The sequence below is a fragment of the Marinomonas foliarum genome (genome assembly GCF_003337275.1).
GTDB classification, from domain to species: domain Bacteria; phylum Pseudomonadota; class Gammaproteobacteria; order Pseudomonadales; family Marinomonadaceae; genus Marinomonas; species Marinomonas foliarum.
Genome location: NZ_QPJQ01000006.1, coordinates 1 through 17,246, shown reverse-complemented (window position 1 = coordinate 17,246; position 17,246 = coordinate 1). Strand labels below are relative to the sequence as shown.

Here is a 17,246-nt window from a genome sequence, read left to right as displayed (position 1 = left end):
TTTCGCATGCTATACGGCGGTCTGAATGAAAAAATAAGTAGGCAAAATGGGTATCAGATACGACACTTTATTTTGTACATTGGCCCAACCAACATAAATAATTATCGACTATGAAGGGCATCAATATGCGAGTCATGAAATTAAACGAAGTCATCAACACAACTGGGCTTTCTAGATCGTCAATCTACGCTTACATGTCAAATGGCAATTTTCCAAAGCCAATTCAACTTGGGCCTAGAGCCGTAGGGTGGATTGAGGTAGAAGTGCGAGAGTGGTTACAGGAAAAGTTAAATGCTAGAAATTGTTAATTAAAGCTCCGTTAAACATTAGCAAACGCATTTGCGACTGATCAACACGTATGTGGCGATCTGGGATAAACAAAGTAAGGATACATAATGGGCACAAAGCACGACACTTTATTTCGCACATTCGCCATGCTGCGAACCATACCGAAAGAACCTAGATACAAAGCCACCTCTACTATCCATGCAACCTTAGAAGAAAAAGGCTTTAAAGTTTCATTGCGAACAGTCCAGCGAGATCTTAACGCAATGACAAGTCATTTGCCGTTATATTGCAAAGAAGGGGATGGCGAATATCGTTGGAGTTTGTCTGCGTCATTTAATGATTCCAAAGTAGGTCTGGATACCCCAACAGCGTTGACCTTGGTGCTTGCTCATGAATACCTTTCTGGTCTACTACCACAAATCGTTGTCGATCAAATCACGTCACAATTTCAAGCGGCTCAACAATACCTCAATGCCTTGCCATCTAACCATTACTCAGGTTGGGCGAATCGAATAAAAGCACTTCCCAGTGGTAAAACCCTAATCCCTGCCAAAATTAAAAAAGGCATTTGGGAGGCGGTTTCAGAATCGGTATTAGAAGAATACGCTATTGATGTTATTTACCTAAGCCGCACCAGGAACGAACCCAAAGAGTACATCCTTCACCCACAAGGCATTGTTGTAAGGCACAGTGTCAGTTATTTACTAGCAACGGTAAAAGACTACGATGAGGTTCGTCAATTTGCTCTTCACAGAACCCAAAAAGTAGAGCGATCAGATAAACCATACCGACATTTAGGAAGCTTCAATCTTGGCGAATATATCGATCAAGGGGCTTTTAGCTACCGTCAGTCTTCAGACACCAAAACACTTCAAGCTCGAGTGAAAAGCGAAATAGCTTGGCTGTTATCAGAAACGCCAATCAGTGAAGATCAAGTGCTTACCCAAGCTGAAGAAGGCTGGTACTGGCTCAATGCCAGTGTAGCGGATGACCAACAAACGCTCTGGTGGATACAAGGTTATGGTTCTGCGATCGATGTGCATGAGCCAGTCGAATGGCGTGATCATATTCATCATCAAGCGAGAGAATTGCTGGGTTTAGATTAGGAATGCTTTGCCGCGACGGTTATCGCGACACATATTGACGCTTGAAAACGTATAATCAATATTAGTAGTTTAATTCACACTAAAAAATATGACGTGTAACCGCATAGGGATACTTCGAAAAGTCGTTTTCATACTTTAAATATGGCTCTATCTAATTGATATTAAATGAGATTGTTTATCCTGATAAGCTAAGTATATGACTTCTTCGCGTATTCCTTAGCCTAAAGAAGGAGTGTTTCTATATGTGTTTAGTTGATCTTGTCAGTGATATACACGGACAAAGTGACGAACTAGAGAAGTTCTAACTAAAATGGGATACACGCCTTTTGGTAACGGCTATCGTCACAGTGAGCGCACCCTTATCATGGTGGGAGATCTAATTGATGGTACAAGCTCTGTGAGCGGGCAGCGACGGGTCATTGAAATCGCACAAAGTATGGTTCACCACGGTGATGCTCAAATAGTAATGGGTAATCATGAATTTAATGCCATCTGTTACGCTACAAAAATGGACAGCAATCACTATGTGCGTCTGCATAGTGAGAAAAACCAACGCCAACACCAGGTATTTTTAGAGGCTTTTCCCTTTGGAACTGAACCATATTGGCAAGCGATTGAGTTTTTTAAAACCATGCCTTTATGGATAGAAACGCCCAATTATCGTGTAGTACATGCCTGTTGGAATGACGCTGCTATGAAACGGTTAGCAAGCGAGCTAGATACTCAAAACTGCTTTTATGCAGAAAGCTTTTTCCAACGTTTTGGTGCCGAAGAGCAGCCTCTTTTTGATGATATAGAGCTGATCTTGAAAGGACCAGAAGTGCCATTACCAGATGGTATCTCTTTTCAAGATAAATATGGGCACACAAGAACGCGTTTGCGAGTGCGTTGGTGGAATAACAGTGAAGTGCTCTTCCAAGGCATAGAAGCGGAAATTGGTTTTCAGGATCGAAATAATGTATCTGAAATCTACCACCTAGCGTCATCATACTGTTACCAGAGTGCCGTGCCTGTTTTTTTCGGTCACTACTGGATTCCACCAGAGGATTTTAACCATGAACTCCATAATGCGCCGGCTGTATGTTTGGACTATAGCGTAGGAAGAAAAGGCGGGCAACTGATGGCGATTCGTTTGAATGAATCGCTCGACAAAAGCGAATGGTTTTCGGTAGTGCGCTATCACTAGTGTCGATATAACCGTCAACGCCATTAAATAAAACATTAAAAAGAGCATAAAATGAGAGAAAATTTACCGTATTTAAATCAATCAAGTCTCGATGCAATTTTCAATAATGTCTATCACATGGCAAACACTGATATTGAAACAAAAGAATTGTATGAAGACGAAAAAATAGCTGACCTAGCAGGTGTTTTGTTTAAGATGCAGGAGTTTAACTATCAATACCGACCGGATGACACGAGAGCGCTTTTTGGTTTGATGTCGAAATTTTTTGATTTTGAGATAAACTCCGAAGGAACGACGTTATGGCTTTCTCTTATCCTGGCGCTCAAGGAGCTTTACGGTTTTAGTGATAAAACAATGCTTGAAGTAATGAGTCAGCTTAAGATAAGGAAATAATGTTTATGGACTGAATAACGGTACGCGCTCGTACATTTAAATCAACTTTGTTTAAATTAAACAATAAACCTGTTTCAGCTCCTTAGTTTACTCATGCGACGTTTCTAATGAAGCTTCTGGAAATCTCATCAACACTGACTCAACCAAGTTCAAAAAGGAATTGATTTTGAAATATAAAATATCCACACCTGTCTTGATAGATCATTTTTCAGAGAGCGAACTCCAGGTTTTAGGCGGCGTTAAGTCCAAGCAATGGCTTGAAATCAATTTGTATAATACAGATCATCTTAGCTTGCTAGAAGTTCGCGGAGTGGAGGTGCCGTTTACCGACGAAAGCGGTCGTTTTATCACGCTTACAGATCTTTCCCCCCGAGAAAACCTTCCAATTTTCTTCAAAGTATCAGATACAGAATTTACTGAATCAGCTTTGTTTTCAGCTTATAAACTTTGTCTGATTTCCTCCAAACTTGATGATAAGGCAAAGTCTTTAGGAAAAGCACTTCACAATACTTCGACGGAAGATGATTATTATCATTTTTGTAATATTGTCTGTGACTGGGGGAGGGGACTTCGTGTTTGGTCAAATCTTCATCGTCATCATGAAGATCGATTAGGGTTTGTTTTGAAGAAATGGCTTTCTGTTGTGGGAGATGTCTCGGATGAGGAAGCCATCACTATGGGGGCATCCATTAAAGGCTTAAGAGTATCGTTTGCTAGTAAACAGCTTAGATTCTTAGATCCAAATCGTTTTGTCGTGTTGGATGATGTTTTTTGCCAGGGGCTTGGTATCGCTCTCAATCCAAAAGGATATGTATTGTTTTTAAGTATACTAAGGCAGCTTCAACGACAACTTACTAAAGAATTGCCACTTGGAGATTTAGAGCAGGGCCTTTTTTATCTAGTGAGGCAAAAGGTACGGCAAAAAACAGATGACATTATCATTTAAGGTGAATAATGACAGGATTTCATAGAAATGCTTGACGATAGCAAGGATGACACTATCGTATTTAAATTTCCAACAAACGATCCTTGCTTCCCGTACTATGCTGGCGGGGTGTTAATCCCAACGACGCAGTAAAATCACGCTTTCGACGAAATTGTTTTCAGTCTCCTATTATGTTTGCTAATGTGCTTGCAGAAAGCGGTCCGATGCAACTTAACGCTAATAGCTTATTAGCAACAGACACATTAACTGCCTGCTGCTCTATCTCAGTCGTGATGAAGAAGACCTTCTGATCAATGGAGATCAGATCCTCTTAAAGACCTGCAAACAATAGACTGAATCGATTAGTAAGACCGTTCGTAGCATCCTTTAACTAATAACTCAGTCGCGCTATTTGTCCACTCTCAAAAGGTGCCGCTGACCACGGATAAATCTGAACAATCAACGACACTTTGACATTGATTATCTAGTCAGCGACGTATTTTGTCGCGACGCGGACCTAGCATAGCAATTTACAATAACGTAATACCTGATATTTACCCCTAAGAATGGCAATAGTTGGTTAAAGCTGAGCTTCCGGGTGTTGTGCAAGGGGAGCACATCTATCAGCAGGGGATTGCTTTACTCGAGTGGATCAAATCTCAGTATTCCAAAGCAATTTTGCATACCGAGATGCCAATCATCCAGATGCTCAGTAGTGAAAGTCTTCGACAAGGGGCTATTGACCTAGCTGTAGAGACTGACAATGGCTGGATTATTATTGACCACAAGTCGAATCCGCAACCCAGAGAAAAATGGCTCGAGATAGCGCAAAAGCATACTGGACAGTTAAAAGCTTATCGGGACACATTGGAAACACTTTCTGGTAAGCCTGTGATAAGCACGTTAGTTTATTTCTCTATCAGTGGTGGCCTTGTAGAAGTAAGAACATAGCTGAGCTGTCAATTGTTCTTAAAGTTGCTTATGGCAGCGGTAATAGGGCATAGCGACATAGATAGGGGAATACTTTACCTTTGTTGTTTGCCTCATAAACTTGCAAGCTAGTCGCATGTTTCTTAACCCATGATATCAAAGCAATATTGACGCTTTTTTAATTTGTTAATTCAATGGCTTAGATTATTTTCGTTATTATGCGCGCACCTAATGACGCATAGTCTTCCCTACAAAGTAACTTGTGATAGGATGGCACAGAATATGAAACAGAGTTTTAAGAAATTGGTTGAATTGGATAAACAAGACGCATGACAAATAATGGTCTGAAGCAAAGGGTACCCGCGAGTTCACTCGCTAAAGAAGGTATGAAAGGCAAGCTAAATAGGCTTTCGCAGATAGCGCAGCTTACCCACATTGATTTCACCTTATTATTTAAGGGAGAAGCGGTACGGGCGGATTTAGTCGATCGCTTCAGCATAGCGGCCGCACAAGCAACGAAAGACTTCACTCTATACCGAGAGCTTGCGCCAGGCAACATTGAGTATGACCAAAAGCTCAAGTTGCATAAGCGCGGTGAAGCATTTGAACCTTTGTTTGTTAATGACGTCGTTCGAACACTGGCGACGATTAGCTAAGGGTACGGAGATGGCTTTAATGGACAGGTAAAACCACCTCCAGCTTGTGAAGCGCCTTATTACTTTAACAAACCTAAACCTAGTCTATCTATAGTGACGAAGGTCACCGAGGCCATACACAAAGGCAAAGCCTTGAGCATCACCTATGTGTTGTTATCGCGTGGTGAAACAACGCGTGACATTGTGCCGCATACGCTGGTGGATAATGGCCTGCGTTGGCATATTCGAGCATTCGACCGTAAGCACAGTGAATTCAGAGACTTTGTACTGACCCGAATTAAAGCAGCGTCTGTGCTTGAAGATTCCACGTTGTCGCTTTCTGTTATCAAAGAAAGTGAGCTCGAAACTCAAGACCGGCAATGGAACCGATTTGTAGAGCTGGAGTTAGTGCCACACCCACGCATAGAGCACAGTGAAGCGATTGAACTGGAGTATGGCATGACGGGTGGTGTTCTAAAGGTTGAGATTAGAGCAGCAACAGCTGGCTATTTGCTACGCCAATGGCATGTGGATTGTTCTTCGGAGCACTCATTAATGGGCTTTGAGTATCAGCTTTGGTTGCGTAACAGCCAGGCACTTTATGGTGTCACAAACTTAAATCTAGCGCCTGGCAGAACAAGTTAATAGAACGATGTAGCGGCCATATAGGCGTTACATAAAGAACAGAATTTTAAATTTATAGTGAAGCCGTTGCAGCAACCTAGTGGGGTGCAACCAACACTGAACAGGAAAATAAAATGGATCATAGTGTACATAACAAGCTCATCTCATTTATTTGGAACATTGCCGACGACTGTTTACGTGATGTGTACGTTCGCGGTAAGTACCGCGATGTGATTTTACCTATGGTGGTATTACGACGTTTAGATACGTTACTAGAACCTACCAAAGAAGCCGTGCTTGATGAGGTAAAGTTCCAAAAAGAAGAGATGCAAGCCACGGAGCTTGATGATGAACCATTGAAGGCAGCCCCAGTGGTTATGTCTTTTACAATACATCTAAATGGACGCTGAAATCCCTATTCAACACCGCAACGAATAACCAACAGATATTACTCGCCAACTTTGAAGAGTACCTGCTTGGCTTTAGCGATAATGTTAAAGAAATCATTGAATGCTTTAACCTCAAGTCTCAAATTCGTCACATGGCCTCAAAGCAAGTCCTTCTTGATGTCGTCGAGAAATTTGTTTCCCCTTACATCAACTTAACTCATGAAACGGTCGAAGACCCAGATGGTAACAAGATGCCAGCCCTTACTAACCTGGGTATGGGTTACGTGTTCGAAGAGTTGATCCGCAAGTTCAACGAAGAAAACAATGAAGAAGCAGGTGAACACTTTACGCCACGTGAAGTGATTGAATTGATGACGCACCTGGTGTTTGACCCAGTCAAAGACAAGTTACCGCTTACCATGACAGTGTATGACCCTGCGTGTGGTAGCGGTGGTATGTTGACTGAATCTCAAAACTTTATTGAAGAGAAATACCCGAACGACAGTCGAGATGTTTACCTTTACGGCAAAGAGATCAACGACGAGACCTACGCGATTTGTAAATCGGACATGATGATCAAGGGCAACAACCCCGAGAACATTCGCGAAGGCTCAACCTTGTCTACCGATGAGTTCGCGGCTTCACGCTTTGACTTTATGTTGTCTAACCCGCCATACGGTAAGAGTTGGGCGTCTGAACAGAAGCACATTAAAGACGGCAATGATGTAATTGACCCACGTTTTAAGGTTAGCCTGAAAGATTATTGGGGAAATCTCGAAGTGGTGGATGCCACGCCACGTTCAAGTGATGGCCAGCTGCTTTTCTTAATGGAAATGGTCAACAAGATGAAAGATCCGAGCGTAAGCCCATTAGGCAGCCGGATTGCTTCTGTTCATAACGGCTCATCGCTCTTTACCGGTGATGCGGGCGGTGGCGAAAGTAACATTCGTCGCTTCATCATTGAAAACGACATGCTAGATGCCATCGTTCAGTTACCTAATAACCTGTTCTATAACACCGGCATTACCACTTACATTTGGGTGTTGAACAACCATAAACCTGAAGCACGCAAAGGCAAGGTGCAACTGATTGATGCCAGCTTGCTATACCGTAAGTTGCGTAAGAACTTGGGTAACAAAAACTGCGAATTTGCGCCTGAGCACATCACGGAAATCACCGATACTTACCTTGCGTGTGTGGACGTTGAAAGAGCACTTGATGCAAATAATGATCCTATCGGTATCGCTAGTAAGGTGTTTAGTAATGACGACTTTGGCTACTACAAAGTCACTATCGAGCGCCCAGATCGCCGCAAAGCCAAGTTCACTCAAGACGCAATAGCTCCACTGCGTTTTGATAAGCAACTTAGTGAAGTGATGGAGTACGTGTACGCAGAGCACGGCGAACGTGTTTACGAAAAAACTGGCTACGGGTCTGATCAGAAAAAGAGCTTCTTAAAATCCATTGAGAAGGACATTCTTTCTTGGTGTGAAGATAACGACATCAGTCTCAATGCCAAGGCTAAGGCAAAACTGCTCGATGTGAAACATTGGCTAGCGCTAAAAGCATTGCTTGAAACTGCACAAACGCTGATGGCTGACATCGGTAGCATTGAATTTGATGACTTCAATAGCTTTAAAACCCAAGTTGATAAATCACTAAAAGCCCACGCCATTAAGCTTTCAGCACCTGAGAAAAATGCCATCCTGAACGCGGTGAGCTGGTATGACGAAACCGCCAAGAAAGTGGTTAAAAAAGTAGTTAAGTTAAGCGGTGAAAAATTAAACGACCTGCTGGAGCGATATGAGTGTGAAGTCGCTGACCTGCCAGATTTTGGTTATTACCCCGTTCCTACCACAGAAGGCGGTAAAAAAGGCGAGTATATCACTTACGAGACGAACTCAGACCTGCGTGACACAGAATCTGTTCCATTGAAACAAAGCATCTACCAGTACTTCCTAGACGAAGTAAAGCCTCATGTTGATGAAGCATGGATAAACCTGGATACGGTGAAAATTGGCTATGAAATCAGCTTCAATAAGTATTTCTACCGTCATAAACCGCTGCGTAGTTTAGAAGAGGTCGCAACCGACATCATCAACTTAGAACAAAAAGCCGAAGGTCTTATTGCGCAGATATTGGGTGTGAACGTGGCGGAAGTTCAGGGAGAAGCATAATGGAAAGTTTAGCGTTGATGCCGAGATATGAGGCTTACAAAGATTCAGGTGTTGAATGGCTAGGAGATATTCCAAGTTCGTGGGAACTCAAGCCTGGCTTTGTTGCCTTTAGTGAAAGTAAGAGTAATAACAAAGGGATGAAGGAGAATACGGTTCTATCCCTAAGTTATGGCCATATAGTTGTTAAGCCAGAAGAAAAGCTCGTCGGTCTAGTTCCTGAGTCGTTTGAAACCTATCAATTGGTAGAGCCTGACGACATCATTGTTCGTTGTACCGATCTTCAGAATGATAAAGTAAGTCTAAGAACTGGCTTGGCAAAAAATAAAGGCATTATCACAAACGCATATTTGAACTTGCGGGTAAAAAATGGCTTTGATGCTCGATTCCTTCATTACTACCTTCACGCTTTAGATACCACCAAAGTGCTCTATAAATTTGGTTCGGGCTTGCGTCAAAACTTAAGCTTTCTTGATTTTAAAAGACTGCCAATATTCGAGATCCTTGAAGATACACAAAAGCTGATAGCCAACTACCTCGAAAAGAAAACAGCACAAGTAGACGAAGCGATTGCGATCAAAGAGCAGCAAATTAGCCTGCTGAAAGAGCGTAAGCAGATCATCATCCAACAGGCGGTGACCCAAGGGCTTGATCCCAATGTGCCAATGAAAGACTCCGGTGTGGATTGGATTGGCAAGATTCCAGCGCATTGGAACTTAATGTCATTGAGATATGCGTTTGAGTTTCTTAACAGTAGAAGAGTTCCAATAAGCGCAGTTGAGAGAGAGTCGAGACAGGGCGTATATCCGTATTACGGAGCAAGTGGTGTTATCGATTATGTTGATGACTACATCTTTGATGAAGATTTAATCTTGATCGCTGAAGATGGCGCGAATTTGCTAAGCAAGTCAACACCATTGGCTTTTGTTGCAACTGGAAAGTATTGGGTAAATAACCATGCACATATTATTAAGCCAAAATTTCATGGTTTTAAATACTGGGCCGAGTTATTAAGTGGATTGGACTATACGGTATTTATTTCTGGTGCGGCACAGCCAAAATTAACAAGGGATCGTCTTGCAAGTGTATTGGTTCCAGTGCCACCAAAAGATGAAATTCAAGAAATAATTTCGTTCATTGAAGGAATTGAGCCAGATCTGAATCGCACGATTGATATCCAAAAGTCGCAGATTGAAAAGCTTAAAGAATACAAAACCACCCTGATCAACAGCGCCGTGACAGGAAAAATAAAAATCACCCCAGAAATGGTTGAGCAATAGGACGCGAATATGTTCACGGTAAATCATCAAACCAACAGGATTAGTCCTGTTAGGACAAAGAAGTTCAGTGAGTTGGGCTTTACTGAGCGCAAGCATCTTCAGGAATGGTTGGCACACGAGCCTTCCGCACTGGGTGAAGAGCTACTGATTATTCAAAAGGAGTTTGATGGCTTTGATGACACCCGTGAACGCTTAGATTTACTGGCATTGGATAAAGATGGCAACTTGGTCATTATCGAAAACAAGCTGGACGACAGTGGCCGCGATGTGGTGTGGCAAGCGCTTAAATATGCCTCTTACTGTGCAAGTTTAACCAAAGCGCAAATAGTTGACATTTACCAGCAGTACTTAGACCGCTATGAGGCTGTAACAGCAGAGGTTGACCTGTTAAATGCCCCTGCAAGTGCTTCGGCGAGAATATGTGAGTTTTTGGATGCGCCCGATCTCGATGAGTTAAAGCTCAACCTGGGTAACAGCCAGCGCATTATGCTAGTTGCTGCAAACTTTCGCAAAGAAGTGACCAGCACAGCGCTGTGGTTATTGGGTCAAGGCATTAGCATTGCCTGCTTCAAAATCACGCCTTATTCACTGGGTGAACAGCTCCTGATTAATATTGACCAGATCATCCCAACGCCAGAAGCGAAAGAATTGATGATCGGCATTAATGCCAAGGAAGCGGAAGAAAAAACCACCGAAGTGGTCCTTAAAAACCGCCATACGGTGCGTCGCGAGTACTGGGAGCGTGCCTTAGAGGCGTTTCAGAAAAGCTCTTGCCAACTCTATAACAATATTAGTACCACTAAAGATCATTGGTTATGTGCTGGCTCAGGGGTAACAGGTTGTCCATTTAGCTTGATTTTCAATCAAAAAGAGCTACGTGTTGAACTATGGCTGAGCCGTGCCAACGGTGATGAGAACAAATGGCTGTTTGACGAACTGGTTAAGCAAAAAGGTCAGATAGATTCAGCCTTTGGTGAGCCGCTCGAATGGCTTCGCCTTGATGACAAAAAGCAATCGCGTATCCAGTTTTCAAGCCGAGTCGAAGGTTTTAATAGAGACAATTGGCCCAAAGCGGTTGCGTGGCACTTAGAGCAGATGACAAAGTTAGAAAAAGCCTTAAAAGGACCGCTGCAAACAGCGGCTGAAGGTTTAAAGCAAAAGGAAAAAGAATGACGGTCGCCGTTTTAACGTGCTCTGCAGCAAACCTATTGCAAGGCCAGCTGCCTATGACGAGCAATGGTCAGCCTGTAAGCGGAGCACTAACCATCCCTGAGTATCAACGGCCTTATCGCTGGCAAGATCAGCAACTGGCGCAATTACTGGGGGATATTGCCGATCACAACAAACAAACACCGGAGCTGCCTTACTACCTTGGCAGTTTAATTTTGCATCAGGCAAACGGGAAATTGAATATCATTGATGGCCAGCAAAGGGTGACGACTTTGGCCCTAATCGCTTGCCTGCTGCAATGGGATGACAGCCAACAGTTGGTCAGCACGTTGGAATACGAACACCCAATTAGCCAACAGCAGATCAAGCACAACCTGAAGTGGCTACAAGATACTTTCAGTGCTCAGCCTGAGTATTTGCAAACGCTAATGGATTTTCAGAAGCTACAGTTCACTGTGGTAATTACCCAAACGGAAGACGACGCTTACCGTTTCTTCGAAACGCAGAATACCGGTGGTGTTAGGCTGGGTGGCCCGGATATTATCAAGGCGCATCACTTGCGAGCCATAGACACCCTACATCAAAAAACCTTTGCTAAGCAGTGGGAATCATTGGGCAAGCTGGATGATACCGTCAGCGCACTGTTAAAGGGCCGTTATTGGCAGCGGATCAACATGCGTGAACTGCCCTCGCACCAACAAAAGAAACAGGTGCGTGACACTATTGTAACCGAGCTGGCTCAACAAACCGGAAGAGGTGCAGATGTCTCGTTTGTGCGTGTGCATCGTCAAGTAGGGTTGGCTGGCGAGGTCAGCCAACATTTGTACCAGCAGGGTTATGAGCTTCGCCAGCCACTGAACGCTGGTGTGAACAGTATTCGCTATTTGAGCTATTTCCAAAGCCTGTACCAGCATTATTGGCACAAGCCCGATTTACCTCATTTGCCTGGCTTTCAATCCTTCATTGCTTGGCTGAAAGAGCTCGAGGGCTGCGGTTATCTCGAAGGGTTATACAAGGCGTGTTTACTGCAATACATCAGCCAGTTTGGGGAATGCCAGTTGGAAGCAGCATCCAAAAAACTGTTCCGGGTGGTTTATTCTCGCCGTGTAAGCAACCAGAAGGCCGTGCGTGAAAACTCGGTTTATGCCTTTGTCAGGGAGACTCCAGTTCTGGACTGGATAGCCCTTAGCTACACGCCCGAACAATGCTTCGCCTATCTGGATAAGTTCAAGCTCACCGTGGATGGTAATAATTTGGAGCCAGATAAAAGTAGCGTGAAAAAACGCTATATGGGTAAGGTCAACGAATTCTTTGAACTTAATCTAGCTTCGGAAGATTACAAACAAGGCTTCGCCCAAGCGTTAACCGTTAAAGTGGCTGGAGGCTTACAATGAATACAATCGCAAACCAGCAACACGTAAATACCGAACTACTGACTTTACAGCAAGTACATGAGCGTAAATTGAGTTTTCTGGTTCCCAGCTACCAACGGCCTTATGTTTGGACTGATGAAGATGCAGTGAAGCTGTTCGAAGACATAAAAACAGCGTTTGAAACGGGAGAGGCCCAGTACTTTATAGGCAGTGCACTGTCTGCTCGTCGTGATAGCACCAAGCATGAAGTGTACGAGTTAATTGACGGCCAGCAGCGCACCACGACACTGATGTTGGTTTCTATCGCCTTCAAAGCGGCAGGTGTGCCATGTGAACTGGCTGCGGTGTCGGTGCTCGGCAACCAATCTCGCCTTGGTTTTGAAATTCGTGATTCGGTCAGCCACTTGCTCGGTAGCTTTGCGGGGCTGAAGGACTTGCCACGACCAGGCGATGAGGAAATTAAACGAGATGAGTACTTGCGCCCGCTGGCAGCTAATTTGAAAGTGTTAAAGCAGCAAGTTGAAAAATTGAGTGGAGTTGATGGCTTCGACCTGGAGGCTTTTGCCGATTACCTCTACAAAAACGTGGTTTGGGTAAACAATATCGTGCCAGTAGAAATGGATCTGAATCGTTTATTCTCCAGCATGAACACCGCTGGCATTCAGTTAGAACCAGTAGATTTGCTTAAAGCCAGACTGTTGAAAAAGATCAACACTGACAAGGCACTGTACAGCAAAATATGGCAGGCCTGTGAGCATCTGGAAAACTACTTCGAGCGCTCCCTGCGGCAATTGTTCGATAAGGCAAAGTGGAATGCACTTGAATACAATGATCTGAAGCAGTTCAGCACTGCGTTTGTTGTGGCGGAAAGCGCACCTAGGGCCGAGCTGGCTATAGGAAAATCGGTTACCATGCTGTTGGCGGAGGTGAATGCCGGAGATAATCAAGATAATACTGTGGAGCAAGCGCAGACTGACGGCACAGAGAATATTGATTTAGAAACCGTCTATTGCCGCTCCATTATTAGTTTTGAATTACTGTTAATTCATACCCTCAGAATCTTCTGTGCCCGCAACGGTTGGGATGATTTAGAACCACGCATTAAAGCGGGTAATCTTCTAGCGTGCTTTGACGTTCTGGTAAAACAGGATGAAGCCGAAATCAAAGCCTTTATCGAACTGCTGTGGCAGGTACGTTACCAGTTTGATACCTGGGTAGTGAAATGGGTTGAGCACGACGACCGTGAAGACGCTCATTTACGCTTAACCAGCATTAGCCGTTCGCTATCAAGCGGAAAATACTACATTAACCGCACCGCAAAGGAGTTAAGCAACCTAGTGCAGTTACAGGCCGTGCGCAATTTTACTGGTGATCGTTCTGCCCATTATTGGCTGACAGCGTTGCTAGGCCGCTTGGTAGAACATCCAGATATGGATGAAGAACAGGTATTGGCAACCTTGGAACAGCTCGATAACCAGCTTTCGTTAACCAGAGAAACTCAAAAAGAAGCCAGCTTCAAGATTGCAAAGGGGCAACACCCAGTTTTAACTGGGTGGTCTAATAAAGAAGCGTACTTCGCTGATTCCTTAGGCACCAAATTCGAGCATTACTGGTTTCAAAAGCTTGAGTACTTGCTCTGGAAGAAAGGGGATAAAACAGACGGCAAGCTGAAAGCTTATCGCATTACCTCCAAAAATTCGGTGGAGCATGTGCATCCGCAAAATGAGGAGTACAAAAACAGGGTGGATCATAATGCTTTGGATGCTTTTGGCAACCTGGTGTTGTTAAGTCCTGGTGAGAACTCATCATACAGCAACCAGACAGTTTTAAAGAAAAAAGCAGATTTTGATAGCAAGCCTAGGTATGACTCACTAAAACTGAAAGCACTCTTTAACACTTACGAAAAAATGGCGTACCAGTGGGGTGTAACAGGGATTCAGGTGCACCAAGATGACATGCTGAGCACCCTTCGACAACATTACGCAGAGAAGGGTTCGTTGTATTACAGTTGATCGAAGCTTGAACTATTTGCAGTTATTGCCGGAATAGGGTGAGGGCATAAAATCTCATTCGACGGTCATTTGACTGAGCACACTGACACTGCGTCAAAAAAATCAACAGGTAGGGAGTTTATGGTCAGTCAAACTAATGAGCAAGCCTTAGAGGCAGCGATTGAACATGCGTTAACGGGTAGTAGCCTCGAAGCCACAAGTGGTCAAATATCAGATGCGGCCAAGCCAAGCTACAACGATAGCCATTGCGGCTATGTAGCCGGCTTCCCCCAAGATTTTAATCAACAGTATGCCCTAGACGAACGGTTGTTTTGGCAGTTTTTGGAACAAACGCAAGAATCCGAACTTGCCAAGCTAAAGCAAAATAACCCAGTAGATTGGCAGCGGAAACTGCTAGAGCGATATGATCGTCTGATCAAGAAAAATGGTATTTTGCAGGTGTTGAAAAAAGGCCTCAGTGTTGATGATGCACATTTTATCCTTATGTATCCCGCGCCGCTGGTCAGCAGCAGTGATTCGGTTCACCTTCGTTTTTCAAACAATCTATTCAGCTGCACACGACAGCTTCGTTACTCGTTAGCTAACCCGCTGCAAGAAATTGATATGGTGTTGTTCATTAATGGCATGCCGCTAATTACACTTGAACTAAAAAACGCCTGGACGGGCCAGAATGCCCTCTACCACGGGCAAAAGCAGTACCGCGAAGACCGAGACGCCACGCAGCCCTTGTTGCAGTTTGGCCGCTGTTTGGTGCACATGGCGGTAGACACTGACGAAGTGTATATGACTACCAAGTTAGCAGGAAAAAGCACGTTCTTTTTGCCTTTTAACAAAGGGCAAAACCATGGCAAAGGCAACCCCGCCAATCCCAATGGACATAAAACCGCTTATCTGTGGCAAGAGGTTTTTACTAAAGAAAGCCTGGCCAATATCATTCAACACTTCGTACGGCTAGACGGAAGTAGCAAAGATCCCTTAACAAAGCGCACCTTGTTTTTCCCGCGCTATCATCAATTGCATGTTGTGCGCGAACTGGTTAAACACGCAGCTGAAAAAGGCGTCGGCCATACGTATTTGATTCAACACTCGGCTGGCTCTGGTAAATCTAACTCGATCACGTGGGCGGCCTATCAGCTGATTGAAACTTACCCAGCCAATGAAGCCGTGGCCGGTGGAAAACCCTTGGATCGACCCTTGTTTGACTCGGTGATCGTGGTGACAGACCGACGTTTGCTGGACAAACAGCTGCGTGACAACATCAAAGAGTTTTCAGAAGTTAAGAACATCGTTGCGCCTGCCTTTAAATCTTCAGAGCTTAAGCTGGCGCTGGAAAGTGGCAAAAAAGTCATCATCACCACCATCCAAAAATTCCCGTTTATTATAGATGGCATTGCCGACCTCAGTGACAAACGCTTTGCAGTAATCATTGACGAAGCGCACAGTTCTCAGTCTGGTTCGGCGCATGACAATATGAATCGAGCGATGGGTAAGTCTGACGTAGACGAAGCCGAAGACGCACAAGACAAAATTCTGCAAGCAATGCAGTCACGCAAAATGCGCGGCAATGCCTCCTATCTGGCATTTACGGCAACGCCAAAGAACAGCACTTTGGAAAAATTTGGCCAGCGAAAAGAAGACGGCTCGTTCAAACCGTTCCATCTTTATTCAATGAAACAGGCCATAGAAGAAGGGTTTATTTTAGATGTGCTGGCCAATTACACCACCTTTAAAAGCTATTACGAAATTGAAAAATCCATTGCCGAAAACCCGGAATTTGACACCAAGAAAGCGCAGAAAAAGCTAAGAAATTACGTTGAAAGCAGCCAGCAAACCATCAATACCAAAGCGGAGATCATGCTAGAGCATTTTGTGCCTCAAATTGTGAACACCAAAAAATTGAAAGGCAAAGCCAAGGGCATGGTGGTGACGCAAAGCATTGAATCTGCCATTCGCTATTATCAGGCTATAAAACGTATTTTAGAGGAGCAGGGCAATCCTTTTAAGGTGTTGGTTGCATTTTCTGGCAGCAAAGAAGTAGATGGCATCGAGTATACAGAAGCTGATGTGAACGGCTTTTCTGAGGCCGACACCAAGGATAAATTTGACACCGATGACTACCGTTTGTTGGTAGTGGCTAACAAGTATTTAACGGGATTTGACCAGCCTAAATTGTGTGCCATGTATGTGGACAAAAAATTAGCAGGGGTACTCTGTGTTCAAGCTCTGTCACGCCTTAACCGCAGTGCGCCCAAATTGGGTAAGAAAACTGAAGACCTGTTTGTGCTGGACTTTTTCAATGCCGCCGAGGATATCCAGGCTGCTTTCGATCCGTTTTATACTGCGACATCGTTATCTCAAGCCACGGACATTAACGTACTGCATGAGCTAAAAGACGCGCTTGACGATGCTGGTGTTTACGAATGGTATGAAATCGAAAATTTTGTGCAGCGTTATTTTAACAACGAAGATGCTCAAATGCTTAGCCCCATCATTGATCAGGCTGCTGCTCGTTTTGATTACGAATTGGAGCTGGAGCACGATGGAAAAATCGACTTTAAAATTAAAGCGAAGCAGTTTGTGAAAATATATGGGCAAATGGCCTCCATCATGCCTTACGAAATAGTAGCGTGGGAAAAGCTGTTCTGGTTTCTGAAATTCTTAATACCCCTAAATTCAGATAATAAGTGCGACACTGCAAATCAGGTGTAGAAGAAGCCAACTGCTGAAGTTGATACACTTCTTCTTACCACAGATAAAGCAG

Annotated in this window: 15 protein-coding genes and 1 pseudogene; 15 read left to right on the top strand and 1 reads right to left on the bottom strand. The window is 43.9% G+C overall.

The features are described from left to right. Positions 1-110: 110 nt before the first annotated feature. The 5 genes from DFP77_RS04420 to DFP77_RS04400 all read left to right on the top strand — a co-directional run bounded on the left by DFP77_RS04420 (position 111) and on the right by DFP77_RS04400 (position 3,919). Positions 111-308 carry a helix-turn-helix transcriptional regulator gene (locus DFP77_RS04420; protein WP_309477157.1) on the top strand — a complete coding sequence of 66 codons (198 nt, stop codon included), beginning with the start codon at positions 111-113 and terminating at the stop codon, positions 306-308. A gap of 87 nt (positions 309-395) precedes the next feature. Further along, positions 396-1,394, top strand: a complete 999-nt coding sequence (locus tag DFP77_RS04415; protein ID WP_114411082.1) for a helix-turn-helix transcriptional regulator — start codon at positions 396-398, stop codon at positions 1,392-1,394. 310 nt (positions 1,395-1,704) lie between these two features. Next, positions 1,705-2,580 (top strand): metallophosphoesterase family protein, encoded by an 876-nt coding sequence (locus DFP77_RS04410; protein WP_114411081.1) that lies wholly within the window; start codon positions 1,705-1,707, stop codon positions 2,578-2,580. Between the two features lie 51 nt (positions 2,581-2,631). Beyond that, positions 2,632-2,973, top strand: coding sequence for a hypothetical protein (locus DFP77_RS04405; RefSeq protein WP_114411080.1), 342 nt, complete (start codon positions 2,632-2,634; stop codon positions 2,971-2,973). 166 nt (positions 2,974-3,139) lie between these two features. Next, a complete protein-coding gene (locus DFP77_RS04400; RefSeq protein ID WP_114411079.1) occupies positions 3,140-3,919 on the top strand; it encodes a hypothetical protein in 780 nt (259 codons plus the stop codon). Between the two features lie 61 nt (positions 3,920-3,980). Here the strand turns inward: DFP77_RS04400 and DFP77_RS20010 are convergent. After that, a pseudogene (locus tag DFP77_RS20010) lies at positions 3,981-4,064 on the bottom strand (hypothetical protein); the annotation flags it as partial. A gap of 410 nt (positions 4,065-4,474) precedes the next feature. Between DFP77_RS20010 and DFP77_RS04390 the strand changes: the two are divergent. From DFP77_RS04390 to DFP77_RS04355, 10 genes are all read left to right on the top strand, one after another. Then, the gene (locus DFP77_RS04390) at positions 4,475-4,849 is read left to right on the top strand and encodes a PD-(D/E)XK nuclease family protein (protein ID WP_114411078.1); all 375 of its coding nucleotides are present in this window, start codon (positions 4,475-4,477) and stop codon (positions 4,847-4,849) included. Between the two features lie 308 nt (positions 4,850-5,157). Next, positions 5,158-5,484, top strand: a complete 327-nt coding sequence (locus DFP77_RS20080; RefSeq protein ID WP_258861068.1) for a BrxR family helix-turn-helix transcriptional regulator — start codon at positions 5,158-5,160, stop codon at positions 5,482-5,484. A 93-nt stretch (positions 5,485-5,577) separates the two neighbouring features. Next, positions 5,578-6,108 (top strand): WYL domain-containing protein, encoded by a 531-nt coding sequence (locus DFP77_RS20075; protein ID WP_258861067.1) that lies wholly within the window; start codon positions 5,578-5,580, stop codon positions 6,106-6,108. A 113-nt stretch (positions 6,109-6,221) separates the two neighbouring features. After that, positions 6,222-6,497 carry a type I restriction-modification system subunit M N-terminal domain-containing protein gene (locus DFP77_RS19745; RefSeq protein WP_258861066.1) on the top strand — a complete coding sequence of 92 codons (276 nt, stop codon included), beginning with the start codon at positions 6,222-6,224 and terminating at the stop codon, positions 6,495-6,497. A 131-nt stretch (positions 6,498-6,628) separates the two neighbouring features. Beyond that, positions 6,629-8,653 carry an HsdM family class I SAM-dependent methyltransferase gene (locus DFP77_RS04380; protein ID WP_258861065.1) on the top strand — a complete coding sequence of 675 codons (2,025 nt, stop codon included), beginning with the start codon at positions 6,629-6,631 and terminating at the stop codon, positions 8,651-8,653. After that, positions 8,653-9,930: a restriction endonuclease subunit S gene (locus DFP77_RS04375; protein WP_220235518.1), complete on the top strand. Its 1,278-nt coding sequence runs from the start codon at positions 8,653-8,655 to the stop codon at positions 9,928-9,930. The genes DFP77_RS04380 and DFP77_RS04375 overlap by 1 nt, the downstream gene beginning before the upstream one ends. A 9-nt stretch (positions 9,931-9,939) precedes the next feature. Continuing rightward, complete coding sequence (locus DFP77_RS04370; protein WP_114411077.1) at positions 9,940-11,103, top strand: DUF4268 domain-containing protein; 1,164 nt, start codon at positions 9,940-9,942, stop codon at positions 11,101-11,103. Beyond that, positions 11,100-12,494: a DUF262 domain-containing protein gene (locus DFP77_RS04365; RefSeq protein ID WP_114411076.1), complete on the top strand. Its 1,395-nt coding sequence runs from the start codon at positions 11,100-11,102 to the stop codon at positions 12,492-12,494. Before DFP77_RS04370 ends, DFP77_RS04365 begins: the two co-directional genes overlap by 4 nt. Then, positions 12,491-14,485, top strand: a complete 1,995-nt coding sequence (locus tag DFP77_RS04360; RefSeq protein WP_114411075.1) for a DUF262 domain-containing protein — start codon at positions 12,491-12,493, stop codon at positions 14,483-14,485. Before DFP77_RS04365 ends, DFP77_RS04360 begins: the two co-directional genes overlap by 4 nt. A 120-nt stretch (positions 14,486-14,605) precedes the next feature. Next, a complete protein-coding gene (locus DFP77_RS04355) occupies positions 14,606-17,194 on the top strand; it encodes a type I restriction endonuclease subunit R (protein ID WP_258861064.1) in 2,589 nt (862 codons plus the stop codon). The last annotated feature ends 52 nt before the right edge of the window (positions 17,195-17,246 follow it).

Coding starts and splice junctions, on each gene's coding strand:
- DFP77_RS19745 (WP_258861066.1), top strand. CDS start 6,222: ATGGATCATAGTGTACATAACAAGCTCATCTCATTTATTTGGAACATT.
- DFP77_RS04405 (WP_114411080.1), top strand. CDS start 2,632: ATGAGAGAAAATTTACCGTATTTAAATCAATCAAGTCTCGATGCAATT.
- DFP77_RS04365 (WP_114411076.1), top strand. CDS start 11,100: ATGACGGTCGCCGTTTTAACGTGCTCTGCAGCAAACCTATTGCAAGGC.
- DFP77_RS04415 (WP_114411082.1), top strand. CDS start 396: ATGGGCACAAAGCACGACACTTTATTTCGCACATTCGCCATGCTGCGA.
- DFP77_RS04410 (WP_114411081.1), top strand. CDS start 1,705: ATGGGATACACGCCTTTTGGTAACGGCTATCGTCACAGTGAGCGCACC.
- DFP77_RS04375 (WP_220235518.1), top strand. CDS start 8,653: ATGGAAAGTTTAGCGTTGATGCCGAGATATGAGGCTTACAAAGATTCA.
- DFP77_RS04360 (WP_114411075.1), top strand. CDS start 12,491: ATGAATACAATCGCAAACCAGCAACACGTAAATACCGAACTACTGACT.
- DFP77_RS20080 (WP_258861068.1), top strand. CDS start 5,158: ATGACAAATAATGGTCTGAAGCAAAGGGTACCCGCGAGTTCACTCGCT.
- DFP77_RS04380 (WP_258861065.1), top strand. CDS start 6,629: ATGGCCTCAAAGCAAGTCCTTCTTGATGTCGTCGAGAAATTTGTTTCC.
- DFP77_RS04420 (WP_309477157.1), top strand. CDS start 111: ATGAAGGGCATCAATATGCGAGTCATGAAATTAAACGAAGTCATCAAC.
- DFP77_RS04355 (WP_258861064.1), top strand. CDS start 14,606: ATGGTCAGTCAAACTAATGAGCAAGCCTTAGAGGCAGCGATTGAACAT.
- DFP77_RS04370 (WP_114411077.1), top strand. CDS start 9,940: ATGTTCACGGTAAATCATCAAACCAACAGGATTAGTCCTGTTAGGACA.